This is a genomic window from Paenarthrobacter sp. PPS72 (assembly GCF_048537125.1).
GTDB lineage: Bacteria > Actinomycetota > Actinomycetes > Actinomycetales > Micrococcaceae > Arthrobacter > Arthrobacter nitroguajacolicus_E.
The window spans coordinates 101584-113580 of the sequence record NZ_JBLYIE010000018.1 but is presented as its reverse complement, the minus strand read 5'-3'; the positions used below and the strand labels follow the sequence as shown (position 1 = coordinate 113580).

Annotated in this window: 13 protein-coding genes; 6 read left to right on the top strand and 7 right to left on the bottom strand. The window is 62.6% G+C overall.

The window, feature by feature from the left end; all coding sequences use genetic code 11:
* Nucleotides 1–22: 22 nt before the first annotated feature.
* The 3 genes from ACLRGI_RS09085 to ACLRGI_RS09075 are packed head-to-tail and all read right to left on the bottom strand — an operon-like array spanning nucleotide 23 to nucleotide 3057.
* Nucleotides 23–1186 (bottom strand): cystathionine gamma-synthase, encoded by a 1164-nt coding sequence (locus ACLRGI_RS09085; protein WP_419201339.1) that lies wholly within the window; start codon nucleotides 1184–1186, stop codon nucleotides 23–25.
* A gap of 44 nt (nucleotides 1187–1230) precedes the next feature.
* Nucleotides 1231–2616 carry a cystathionine beta-synthase gene (locus tag ACLRGI_RS09080; protein ID WP_419201338.1) on the bottom strand — a complete coding sequence of 462 codons (1386 nt, stop codon included), beginning with the start codon at nucleotides 2614–2616 and terminating at the stop codon, nucleotides 1231–1233.
* Nucleotides 2617–2664: 48 nt separating this feature from the next.
* Nucleotides 2665–3057 carry a VOC family protein gene (locus ACLRGI_RS09075; protein ID WP_419201337.1) on the bottom strand — a complete coding sequence of 131 codons (393 nt, stop codon included), beginning with the start codon at nucleotides 3055–3057 and terminating at the stop codon, nucleotides 2665–2667.
* A 146-nt stretch (nucleotides 3058–3203) separates the two neighbouring features.
* Here ACLRGI_RS09075 and ACLRGI_RS09070 point away from each other — a divergent pair, with 146 nt between their 5' ends.
* Nucleotides 3204–4175 (top strand): DNA-3-methyladenine glycosylase family protein, encoded by a 972-nt coding sequence (locus ACLRGI_RS09070; RefSeq protein WP_419201336.1) that lies wholly within the window; start codon nucleotides 3204–3206, stop codon nucleotides 4173–4175.
* Between the two features lie 74 nt (nucleotides 4176–4249).
* Here ACLRGI_RS09070 and ACLRGI_RS09065 read toward each other — a convergent pair whose 3' ends face one another.
* Both ACLRGI_RS09065 and ACLRGI_RS09060 read right to left on the bottom strand, forming a co-directional pair.
* Nucleotides 4250–5158: a putative endonuclease domain-containing protein gene (locus ACLRGI_RS09065; protein ID WP_419201335.1), complete on the bottom strand. Its 909-nt coding sequence runs from the start codon at nucleotides 5156–5158 to the stop codon at nucleotides 4250–4252.
* A gap of 132 nt (nucleotides 5159–5290) precedes the next feature.
* Nucleotides 5291–6967, bottom strand: coding sequence for an AMP-binding protein (locus tag ACLRGI_RS09060; protein ID WP_419201334.1), 1677 nt, complete (start codon nucleotides 6965–6967; stop codon nucleotides 5291–5293).
* 83 nt (nucleotides 6968–7050) lie between these two features.
* On the opposite strand from ACLRGI_RS09060, the gene ACLRGI_RS09055 reads away from it, so the two are divergent.
* Entirely contained in the window at nucleotides 7051–7329 is a 279-nt protein-coding gene (locus ACLRGI_RS09055; RefSeq protein WP_024817673.1) for a putative quinol monooxygenase, read from the top strand.
* A 107-nt stretch (nucleotides 7330–7436) separates the two neighbouring features.
* Here the strand turns inward: ACLRGI_RS09055 and ACLRGI_RS09050 are convergent, their stop codons facing one another.
* A complete protein-coding gene (locus tag ACLRGI_RS09050) occupies nucleotides 7437–7814 on the bottom strand; it encodes a thioredoxin family protein (RefSeq protein WP_091469153.1) in 378 nt (125 codons plus the stop codon).
* A gap of 213 nt (nucleotides 7815–8027) precedes the next feature.
* Here ACLRGI_RS09050 and ACLRGI_RS09045 point away from each other — a divergent pair, with 213 nt between their 5' ends.
* Nucleotides 8028–9044, top strand: a complete 1017-nt coding sequence (locus tag ACLRGI_RS09045) for an ABC transporter ATP-binding protein (RefSeq protein ID WP_419201333.1) — start codon at nucleotides 8028–8030, stop codon at nucleotides 9042–9044.
* On the top strand, nucleotides 9037–9837 hold the full coding sequence (locus ACLRGI_RS09040) for an ABC transporter permease subunit (RefSeq protein WP_419201332.1): 801 nt from the start codon (nucleotides 9037–9039) through the stop codon (nucleotides 9835–9837). Before ACLRGI_RS09045 ends, ACLRGI_RS09040 begins: the two co-directional genes overlap by 8 nt.
* Here the strand turns inward: ACLRGI_RS09040 and ACLRGI_RS09035 are convergent.
* Nucleotides 9834–10379 (bottom strand): acyl-CoA thioesterase, encoded by a 546-nt coding sequence (locus ACLRGI_RS09035; RefSeq protein WP_419201331.1) that lies wholly within the window; start codon nucleotides 10377–10379, stop codon nucleotides 9834–9836. The genes ACLRGI_RS09040 and ACLRGI_RS09035 overlap by 4 nt on opposite strands.
* Before the next feature lie 176 nt (nucleotides 10380–10555).
* Here ACLRGI_RS09035 and ACLRGI_RS09030 point away from each other — a divergent pair, with 176 nt between their 5' ends.
* The gene (locus ACLRGI_RS09030) at nucleotides 10556–10777 is read left to right on the top strand and encodes a hypothetical protein (protein ID WP_017200188.1); all 222 of its coding nucleotides are present in this window, start codon (nucleotides 10556–10558) and stop codon (nucleotides 10775–10777) included.
* Nucleotides 10778–10823: 46 nt separating this feature from the next.
* Nucleotides 10824–11582, top strand: a complete 759-nt coding sequence (locus ACLRGI_RS09025; RefSeq protein ID WP_419201330.1) for a potassium channel family protein — start codon at nucleotides 10824–10826, stop codon at nucleotides 11580–11582.
* Nucleotides 11583–11997: the final 415 nt, after the last annotated feature.

Genomic DNA, 11997 nt, shown 5'->3' with positions numbered 1-11997 from the left:
CACCCGTCATGAAAAATCGAGGCTAGCTGATCCTGGCGAACGCCTGCTCGAGGTCTGCGATCAGGTCCTCAGCTTCTTCGATGCCGCAGGAAAGACGCAGCAGATTGACCGGAACAGCCAACTCGGTGCCCTTCACGGACGCGTGGGTCATCTCCGAGGGGTAGTTCATGAGGGACTCGATCCCGCCCAAAGACTCAGCAAGCGTGAACACGGACGTGGATTCGGCAACCGTGCGGGCAGCCGCTTCTCCACCCTTGAACTGCACGGAGACCATGCCGCCGAACTTCTTCATCTGCTTGGCAGCAAGCTGGTGCCCGGGGTGGTCCGGGAGGCCCGGGTAGAGCACGGCTTCCACCTCGGGACGCTGCAGCAACCATTCGGCCACGGCCTGCCCGTTCTCGCTGTGGCGGTCCATGCGAACGCCCAGGGTCTTCAAGCCGCGGGTGGTAAGGAAAGCATCCATCGGGCCTGAAACGGCGCCCACGGCGAATTGAATGAAACCGATCTTCTCTGCAAGTTCAGCATCCTTGACCACAATTGCACCGCCCACCACGTCAGAGTGGCCGCCGATGTACTTGGTGGTGGAGTGGACCACAACATCGGCACCCAAGGCGAGCGGGGTCTGTAAGTAGGGAGACGCGAAGGTGTTGTCCACCACCAGGAGGGCACCGGCGTCGTGGGCTACAGCGGCGAGTGCCTCGATGTCCGTGATCTTCATCATCGGGTTGGACGGTGTCTCCACCCATACCAAGCGCGTCTTGTTGGCAGCCACGGCAGCAGCCACGGCGTCAAGATCGGACATGTCCACCGGAGTGTTTCCGATGCCCCAATCCCCCAGCACGCGGTTGATCAGGCGGTAGGTGCCACCGTAGGCGTCGTTGCCCAGCACGATGTGGTCGCCGGGCCGGGCCACCGCACGAATCAAGGAATCCTCAGCTGCAAGGCCTGAGCCGAAGGAGAAGGCAGCCGTGCCACCTTCAAGGGCGGCAAGCTGCTCCTGGAGGGCGTCACGAGTGGGGTTACCGCCGCGGCCGTATTCGTATCCCGAGCGAAGATTACCGATGCCATCCTGGGCGTACGTGGTGCTGAAGTGCAGCGGGGGCACCACAGCGCCGGTCACCGGTTCAAAAGCCTGTCCGGCGTGGACGGCGCGCGTGTTGAACCCGGCATTGTTGCTGGCAGACATGAAAGCTCCTCTAGGTTTGATTGGTTTGGATCAGCGCCGGGCGCTTAGTTGCTCAGGTACGCCAGCAGATCGTGGCGCGTCAGGATACCCACCGGGGCACCGGCGAAGGTCACCATGACGGTATCGACGTCGGACAACAGCTCCCGCGCGGCGGAAATGGTTTCCAGTGAGCCGATCACGGGGAGCCGGTCCCCCATGTGCTCAGAGACCTTGTCCGCCAGCTTCGCTTCCCCACGGAAGAGCTTGCTGGTGAGGCTGCGCTCATCCACGGCTCCCACAACCTCGCCCATCACCACCGGCGGTTCCTGTGAGAGCACCGGGATGTGGGAGACGCCGAACTCGTTCATGATGTTGATGACATCACGAACGGTTTCATTCGGGTGGATGTGAACCAGATCCGGCATTTCGCCCGTCTTGGATTTAAGCACCTCACCCACGGAAGCCTCTTCGCCACCTGAAAGGAAGCCGTAGGAACGCATCCACTGGTCGTTGAAGATCTTGGCAAGATAGCCACGGCCCGAATCAGGGAGGATCACCACCACGACGGCGGCCTCATCCAGGTCCTTGGCAGCCTGAAGGGCCGCAACCACGGCCATGCCGGAGGAACCGCCCACCAGAAGGCCTTCTTCCCGGGCAAGGCGGCGGGTCATGGAGAAGGAGTCGGCGTCGGAAACAGCGATCACGTCATCCGGTACTGCGGGATCGTAGTTGCCGGGCCACATGTCCTCGCCCACGCCCTCCACGAAATAGGGCCGGCCGGTTCCGCCTGAGTAGACCGAGCCTTCCGGGTCCGCACCAATGACCTTGACCGGGCCGCCGTCGGACTCCGGGCGGTCCGCCGAGACTTGCTTGAGGTAGCGGCCGGTTCCGGTGATGGTGCCGCCGGTTCCGGCGCCGATGACCACATGGGTGACCCGCCCGTCCGTGTCCTGCCAGATTTCCGGGCCGGTGGACTCGAAGTGGCTGCCGGGAGCGGCGGGGTTGGAGAACTGATCCGGTTTGAAGGCGCCCGGGATCTCCCTCACCAACCGGTCCGAGACCCCGTAGTAGCTCTGCGGGCTGTCGGGCGCGACGGCGGTAGGCGTCACCACAACTTCGGCGCCGTACGCCTGAAGCACGGCGCGCTTATCCTCGCCCACTTTGTCCGGGACCACGAAAACGCACTTGTAGCCCTTTTGCTGGGCTACGAGCGCCAGCCCCACTCCGGTGTTTCCCGACGTCGGCTCAACGATGGTTCCGCCCGGCTGGAGCCGGCCGTCCTTTTCCGCATCTTCGATCATCTTCACGGCGATCCGGTCCTTGATGGATCCGCCGGGATTGACGTATTCGAGCTTCACGAGGACCGTGGCTTTGATGCCCTCAGTGACGTGGTTGAGCTTGATGAGCGGTGTATTGCCGATGAGGTCCAACACGGACTGGGCGTACTTCATAGGTACAAAGTTACCGCCTGGTTGCGTCCGGCCCCGACCCTGCCCGTGCTACGTGCCGGCGGAGGTGTCGTTCTGCCAAACACCCAGCACGTTGCCCTCCGTGTCCTTGAAGTAGGCATACCAGCCCATGGTGGGTACGGCGTCCTTGGCCTGGATCACGCTGCCACCCGCGGACTCGATCTGCCCTAGTGCGGCGTCAATATCGTCTACATCGATGGTGAGGATAGGCGTCTTCAGATTGTCCGTTCGGGGAAACAATGCCCCGTTGATGGCGCCCGGCTCGTTGGGGGTACCCGTCTGGTCGTCCGAAGGCGCTGTGATGGCGATCGTGTAGTCCATCCCCTCCATGGGGCTCAGGTTCCAGCCGAAAGCACTCTGGTAAAAAGTGTTGGCCCGCTCATTGTTGTCTGCCGGGATCTCAAAATGCACCACTCCACCCATGGTTCGCGCTCCTTGATTCTTGGACGTTGTCCCCTCGAGATGACGCGGCCCACCCGCGCCACATCAGGGAGTCTAGCGGCGGGCGGTTGCCACCGTAAGGGGTCCGGCGGATGCAGATTGTCAGCCCGGCATGGGACCATGAAAACATGACCATCGCAGAAGCCCCGCCCGTTGTCGCGGCCGCGGCAGATGCGGCCATCCGGTGGCATGCGGGGGGTTCCTTCCGCTTGGACCAGACCATGTTTCCGCTCATGCGAGGCAACGCGGATCCGTCCTTCGCGGCGCACTCCAGCGGTTTTTGGATGGCCTTCACGGCTGCGTCGGGGCCCGTCACGTTGAGGCTTTCGGCAGGCGGATCCCGCACGGATTCCTTCGTGGATGCCCAAGCTTGGGGACCCGGAGCGGAGGATGCCGTGGCAGGAATGCCGAAGCTCCTCGGAAGCCATGACGATTGGTCGGCCTTCGATGACCCCGCCTTCCATGCCACCCTTCCGCGGCTGGTCACAGAATCACGACGCCGGAACCTGGCTCTGCGGCTGCCATCTACCGGGCGGGTGGTTGACTCCCTTGTACCCACCATTTTGGAGCAAAAAGTCACCACCCTGGAGGCAAGGCGGGGCTACCGGTACTTGATGTATCGCTACGGAACACCCGCGCCGGGCAAGGCCCCCGCCGGACTCCTTGTCCCTCCTACCGCCAGGCAGTGGCTGGCCGTCCCGTCGTGGGAATGGCACAAAGCAGGCGTTGGACCACAGCGCTCGGCCACGGTGATGCGGGCGCTGCAGTCCGCCGTCGCCCTTGAACGGCTGGCGGACCTGGGTTCCACGCAGGCCGGCGCCAAGCTGCAAACCATTCCGGGCATCGGCGTGTGGACCGCAGCCGAAGTTGTCCAACGTACCCACGGCTGCCCGGACTCGATTTCCGTGGGCGACTATCATCTGGCCGCTTACGTTGGGTACGCCCTGACAGGCCGGAAGACCGACGACGCCGGCATGATCGAACTGCTGGAACCATGGCGCGGACAAAGGCAGCGGCTGGTCCGGATGCTGTACCTCAGTGGCTTCCGCAAACCCACTTTCGGGCCACGGATGACGGTCCAGGACCACCGCGGTCACTAACGCTCCAAGCAACGCGGGGTCACTTCTGGCCCCTTTCAAGGCCCTGAGGCGGCCATAAGTGACCCCGGGTTGTGTCATGCAGCCCGCTTGATTCTCCCGATCGCCCCGGCAAAGCCGTCGGCCAGATCGTCTGCATTGAGCTTGAAGTAGCTCCACCCCGCGCTCAGAAAAGCCTCATCCCGCCGATTGTCGCGCGACTGCTGCTGCCTCGTCAGGTGGTGCGCGCCGTCGTACTGGACCGCAATTCGGAAACGCCGGTATCCAAGATCGGCCGCTGGCGACATTGGGTCCGCCGGGTTCAGCCGCAATTGCAGTTCCGGTTCAGGCAACCCGGCATCGATCATGGCCAATCTCAAAAATGTCTCCGGATAGGAGTCAGCGCCAACCCTCATTTCCTCCAGAGCCAGTCGCGCTTTCTCTACTCCCTGGAGGTTGGGGTGCTGACGGATCAGGAGTTGCAGCCCGGACGGGTAGGCATACGGTTCGATCCTCGACTCAAACGCCTGCCGGGGCCGGCGTATCAATTGGTCGCCCATAGCGATCACGTACGGAAGTGGCAGTGTTCTTGCCAGATCCAGCCAGGTGCGCGGGCGTACGGAGACCGGGATGCCGCCGACGTCCATGACTTCACCCTGGATAACCCGAACTCTATGCCCGGTGACTCCGGTCCGGCGCACACGCGGCAGGTGATGCGGCTTGCTCAGGTGGATGGTTTCCTCCTCTGCCATCCAGGGTGGCAGCCCCAAGCCTGTCAGCAGGGCGGCCGTCGCGTGCGAGACCCAGGCGCCGGGTGTCGCCGCTGCGAGCACCCGCGCCCGCTCAACCAGTTCAAGCTCGCGTTCTTTCGGCACGTAAATCAATCGGCCGCCAGTGCCCAGGTCCTTGGCCCTCAGCCGTTTCCGGGAAACGCCTTGGATCCGGGACTCGTAGACAGTGAAGGGCCTGTTCTGGAGCCCTTCAGGCAATGACGTGTATCGAACCATGCAGTCCAGTGTGTCGATAAAACGGATTCTGCTCCGCGTTATCCACAGGGCACTCCCTGTCCAGAGCAACGCGGGGTCACTTGTGGCCCTTTTCAAGGCCCTGAGGGGGCCATAAGTGACCCCGCGTTGCTTTTAGAGGTGGAAGCGGGAAACTGCTTCCTGCCGCATGTCCACCTTCCGCACCTTGCCGGAGACCGTCATGGGGAACGATTCACGGACGTCGACGTAGCGCGGAATCTTGTAGTGGGCCAGGTTCCCGCGGCAGTACTCGGCCAGCTCATCCGCGGTCAGCGTCTTAGCGCCGGGTTTGAGGATGATGCACGCCATGAGCTCCTCTCCGTATTTCCCGTCCGGGACTCCGATGACCTGGACGTCCTGGATGGACGGGTGGAGGTAAAGGAATTCCTCTATCTCACGCGGGTAGACGTTTTCTCCACCTCGGATCACCATGTCCTTGATCCGGCCCTCGATCACCAGGTAGCCGTCCTCATCCATGCGGGCAAGGTCGCCGGTGTGCATCCAACCCTCGGCGTCGATTGCCTCCCCGGTCTTGTCCGGTTGGCCCCAGTAGCCCTGCATCACCGAGTAGCCGCGCGTGCAGAGCTCACCGATCACGCCGCGCTCCACCACTTCGCCCGACCCCGGTTCAACAATGCGGCTTTCGAGGTGCGGCATGGTCGTGCCCACTGTGCTGGTGCGCTGCTCTAGCGTGTCCCCCGCCCGGGTCATGGTGGATACCGGCGACGTCTCTGTCATGCCGTAGCAAATGGCGACATCAACCATGTGCATCTCCTCGATCACCCGGCGCATCACCTCGATGGGACACAGGGATCCCGCCATCACACCGGTCCGCAGGGTGGAGAGATCATAGGAATTAAAGTCCTCCAGTGCGAGCTCCGCAATGAACATGGTGGGCACCCCGTACAAGGACGTTCCACCGAAATCCTGCACCGCTTCCAATGCCGCCGACGGACTGAAACCGCGGCCCGGGATGATGGTTGCTGCACCAAAACTCAGCGCATTCAGGTTCCCGATCACCATGCCAAAGCAGTGGTAGAACGGCACGGGGATCACCACGCGATCATGTTCGGTGTAGTTCAGGAGCCGGCCGATAAAGTGTCCGTTGTTGAGGATGTTGTGATGCGTCAACGTGGCTCCCTTGGGGAATCCCGTGGTGCCCGAGGTGTACTGCAGGTTGATGGGATCATGCGGGTCAAGTTCGCTCATGCGGTCACGCAACGCTGAAGGCCCGACGCCGTCCGCCCGGGTCAGGAGTTGACCGTACGTTAGTTCGTGGTTGGCTTCCGGGATGCCCACCGTGAGCCCCAGCTCCGGCGCCCCCGGAAGGAAGACGATCTCCCGGAGATCGGGACAGTTACGCGCGGCATCCCTGGCCATGCCAACGTAATCGCTGTTCTTGTCCGATGGTGCTGCCACCAGCATCCGCATGCCGTTCTGTTTCACCACGAATTCCAGCTCGTGGCTCCGGTAGGCAGGGTTCACGTTGACCAGCACTGCGCCGATCTTGGCTGTGGCGTACTGAAGGATGGTCCACTCGGCGCAGTTGGGACTCCAGATGCCGATCCGCTCGCCCTTGGCCACGCCCATGGCGAGCAGTGCCCGGGCGAGGCGATCGACGTCGTCGTTCAGCTTTTGGTAGCTCCACCGCCGGGCATCACCGCCTGGGATGGCAGCGGCCTCGATCAGCGCATCCCGTAGGGGAAATTCGGCCGCGATGCGCTCGAAATTGGCGCCAATGGTCTCTTCGATCAGCGGGACGTCAGTGTCTCCGGCAGTGTAGGACAACATGACGGAACGCTACCAAGGGACTGCGCGCAACAGAACCGTCATCGCCTCCAGCGACGCCGTGTCCTGCCGGTAGGGTTGGAACCATGAGTGAACCCATCGACCTGCAGGCCACGTTCATCCCCAATGAAGGCGAGTTCTTCCGTGTGAAGCTCGCTTTGGAAATCGCGATCGACGAGGTAGTCAACGAACCCGGCTGCATCCGTTATGAGCTGACCGAGGCCACCGAAGAGAAGCTCGTCCTCACTGAGCGCTGGGAATCCGAGGAGCTTCTGGAGAAGCACTCCAAGGGCATCGCCGTCCAGGACCTGAACGAGTCCCTCAGCGCGCTGTTGGCCGAGCCCGTCAAGCTCGAACGGCTCTAATCGCCGCAAAACTGCGAGAACGTCTTAAATGCATCGAGGTCGCCGGAATTTTCCGGCGACCTCGATGCATTCCAACGACTTCGATGAATCCAAGCCGCCGACGGGTCTTAGTTTTCCTGGGCCTCGGCACGCGCCTTGGCGACGTGGGCGTGGACCTCTTCCATGTCCAGGCCCTTCACGGCCTCAATGACCTGCTCAAGCTGCGGACCGTTGAGGGCGCCCGGCTGTGAGAAGACAAGGACCTTTTCGCGGAAGGCCATGAGGGTGGGGATGGAGGTGATCCCGGCTTCCGCGGCGAGCTGCTGCTCGGCCTCGGTGTCCACCTTCGCGAACACGACGTCAGTGTGCTTCTCCGAAGCTGCCCCGTAAGTGGGGGCAAACTGACGGCAGGGGGCGCACCAGGCCGCCCAGAAATCCACCAGGACAATGTCATTGTCCTCGATGGTCGATGCGAACTGTTCTCCAGTGATGTCAACTGTAGCCATGCTTCCACGGTACGCGACCCTGCCCGTGAAGTCCCGTGGAAGGGCACGCTGTTCGCTTCCCGCGTCACCGGGAATAAGGGGACCAGCAGCGTTTACGCGCGGCCTTTGATCCGGACCAAAGTAGCTGCATTCGGCGTACCCTTAGCGATGAGTCCGACGCCGTGACGCATCCATCGACGACGTCCGGGCCACCGCTGGAAGGGAGCATGCCCCGTGACCCAGGCAATCGTCGTCGAGGGTTTACGCAAGAAGTTCGGAGCCCGGGAAGTCCTGCATGGGCTCGATTTCGCAGTGGAACCCGGGACGGTGTTCGGCGTCATCGGGCCAAATGGAGCAGGCAAGACCACCACCATGCGCTGCCTTTTGGACATTATCCGGCCCGGCGCGGGCTCCATCTCAGTACTGGGACAGAATCCCCGACAGGCCGGAACTGCCCTTCGCCGTAGGATCGGCTACCTGCCCGGCGAACTCCATCTGGACAACAGGACTACAGGCCGCCGCATGCTGGACCACTTCGCCACCATCAGCGGGCCCGTGGAGCCCAAGTACGTCAACGAACTCGCCGAACGGCTGAACCTCGATCTTGATCGCCAGACCAGGAAACTCTCCAAGGGCAACAAGCAGAAACTGGGACTGCTGCAGGCTTTCATGCACAAGCCCGAGCTCCTGGTGCTGGACGAACCCACCAGCGGACTGGACCCCTTGGTTCAACAGGTGTTCCATGCAATGGTTCGCGAGGCCGTGGACCACGGCGCCACCGTGTTCCTCAGTTCGCACGTCCTCAGTGAAGTACAGCAAGCGGCCGACGCCGTGGCCATCCTCCGCGACGGAGAAATCGTCACCGTTTCCACCGTGGAGGCGCTCAGGACGGCAGCCGTTCGGCAGGTACGTTTCACCAGCACCGGCACGGAACCGGACGACGTCGGCGCGTTGCTGGGCAGGGTACCGGGCGTCGCCAACGTGGTGGTACGGGAGCTCAAGCCCGATGGTCACGCGGCCGGGACAGTCGAGGCCACGGCTACGCTCTCCGGCCATATTCAGCCGCTGGTCCAAGAGCTGGCAACGTTGCACCTGACCGATCTGGTCCTCGAAGAACCCGATCTGGAGGAAGCGGTACTGACTCTCTATGCCGGGCAATCCGCGGGGGATGTCCGTGCTTCCGGGAATGGTCATGGTTCGGGAAATGGTCAAACGCCTGGCCGCAGCGCCGAAGGAGCCCACCGTGCCTAGGATTCTTCCCTTGTTCACCAAAGCCCTGACGGACTCTTGGCGTTCAACGCTGGCTTGGGCACTGGGTTTGGCCGCGGCGTGCTTGCTGTATCTGCCCCTCTATCCGTCCATTGGAGGAAGCGCGCAGATGCAGGAGCTGATCAATGCGCTTCCCCCTGAAATGACCAAAGCACTGAATTACGATCAAATCGCGTCAGGACCCGGCTACACCCAAGCCACCATGTTCGGGCTGATCGGATTCCTGCTGATGTCCATGGCCTCGGTCGGCTGGGGCGCAGCGGCCGTGGGCGGCGACGAGGAATCCGGATTGCTTGAACTGACGCTCGCGCACAGTGTCACCCGAGTGCAAGTTGTCCTGGAACGTGCCTTGGCGATCCTGGTTCGCATCGCCCTGCTTTCCGGGCTCGTCTTCCTGCTGGTGCTGGGACTGAACGGTCCCTCGCAATTAGGCATCGTCGTCGGGCATCTCGCCGGAGCAGTGCTGCTGTTTGCCGCGTTGGCGCTGCTCAGCGGGACAGCAGCGCTCTGCGCCGGCGCGCTGAGCGGCCGGAAGGTTTACGGGATCGCCGCGGGAGCCGCCGTCGCCGTCCTCGGGTATGTTTTCAACGCGGTGGGGCGGCAAAGTCCCGACGTCGAGTGGCTGCTGAACCTTTCGCCGTACCACTGGGCGTATGGCAACTCCCCTGTGGCCAACGGTGCCGACTGGGGAGCCACCGTTGGACTGTACGGCATCTCGGCAGTACTGATCGTGCTTGGAGCCATGGCGCTGCAGCGACGCGACGTAGGGGTTTAGCTCCAGACGTGCGGGGCGGGCCGACGCGCTCCGGGAAGTGCATTGTTTTCGCGCCACTCGTGGATCCACTCGGGCAAGTCGAGATCAGCCGGCGGTGCTCCGAACTCGGCGATGATCTCTTCCTGTGTTACTGGCTTGCCCTTGTTTACCAGGCGGGTGGCGATGTGCGCCCGGGCGTAGATTTCACCGTCCACCACCATGCGCTGTTCAAAGTAGATGGCCTTGGTGTCCAACCCGATGATGCGCGTTTCGATGGTGTATTGCTGCCAAAGTTGCAGGGACTTGCGGAAGGCGATGGTCTCGCCGGCTGCCACCGGGCTCCAACCCCGCTTGCGCATCCTTGTCCAAATACCGCTGCGAACCATGAGGTCGAAACGGCCAAGGTCCATCAGCGAGAAGTACATGCCGTTATTGACGTGCATCGCGATGTCGATGTCAGTGGGCAGAACCCGTAAAGGCAGCGATGATTCTTCCCAAACACCGAGCGGCGAGCGCTTGGATGAGGTGAACAGCAGCATGAGGGTACGAAGAAGCAGATGCATGGCTCAATGTTACCCGCCGGTAACTTTGCCGTGAATACCTGGCCCGCATAGTGGACTTGATTCCTGGTCAAAGGCCGGTTTATGTCCAACGTTTGCACTAACGTTTACCGCCGGTTCATGAAAGGCGTGCACAATATCTGAAACTCATATTGATCGAATACATAAGGGGGACCCCTTTGAGCACGCTGCAAACCGCCAGGCCGCAAGGCGACGTTTGGCCGGAACTCTCCCGCCACCAGGATGTGGTCCTCCAGGATGCGCGCGGCAACCGCATCGAGGGCACCATCGACGGCATGACCAATGACCGCAGCACACTGTGGATCCAGCTCAAAGGCGGCCTGGGCCGCCAACTGATTCACCACCTGGACGGCTACTGGCTGGAGACACCGGCCGCGTGAGACGCTCCGGCGAAGACAAGGCCTTCGCTGTGGCTAGTATTCCCGTATGACTCAAGCGCGATACAGGGACCTCGTTGAATGGCCACTCATGGCCACGGCACTGATCTTCCTCACGGCTTACGCATGGCAGGTCATCGGTCGCGTCACCGGCCCTGAGGCAATCCCTTTCGAGGTTGTCCTCTGGATCACGTGGGGCATTTTCGCCCTGGATTACTTCGTCAACCTTTGGCTTGCCGAAGACCGGATGCGCTGGTTCCTGTGGAACCTGCACGAACTCCTGATCGTCGTGCTCCCCTTTTTCAGGCCACTTCGACTGCTGCGGCTGGTCACCCTGCTCTCCGTCCTGCAGCGCACCGTCGGTGAAACACTGCGCGGGCGCGTCGCCACCTACGTAGCAGGCGCGGCCGCGATGCTGATCCTCATCGGAGCACTGGCAGTGTTGGATGTGGAACAAAACGCCCCCGACGCCAAAATCGTCACCTTCGGGGACGCAGCATGGTGGGCCATCACCACCATCACCACAGTGGGCTACGGCGACCTCTACCCCGTCACCCCGATCGGCAGGATTGTCGCAGCAGCCCTCATGATGAGCGGGATCGCGGTCCTGGGTATCGTCACAGCCTCCATCGCTTCCTGGCTGTTGCAACGAATCGAAGAGAACGCCGAGGATGTGGCAGCCGCAGCAGAAGTGAAAGCCGCCGCGGCCGAGAAACCGGTGCTTGCCGAGATGGCTGATCTGGTGACGGAGATCGCCGCCCTACGGATGGAGATCGCCGAGCTCCGGCAGGCCACGGAGCGCCGCTGACGGGCTCCGCCCGGGGCCTCCCGCTCCAGCCGGGGATCCCCGAATCCCGCGCCGGTTCGAATCCCGCGCCGGTTCGAATCCCGCGCCGCACAACGGCGAGCAGGGCGGACAACTCCGGGATTCGTTGGCCGGTGCTTACACCACCCACTTTGAACACCCATGTCACATGCCACGCCATGGATAGCGGCGTGTTTCCCGGTTGACGGGATCAAAGTGGGTGGTAAGCACAGCCTCGGCCGACGCTTACACCCGCTGGCGACACCCACATTCCCCGGGGACGCGGATCCGGGCGGCCGACACCCACATTCCCCGGGGACGCGGATCCGGGCGGCCGACACCCATAATCCCCGGGGACGCGGATCCCCGCTGGCGACACCCGAATTGCGGTGTCGGTGATGTGTGGGTGCGGCCCGAA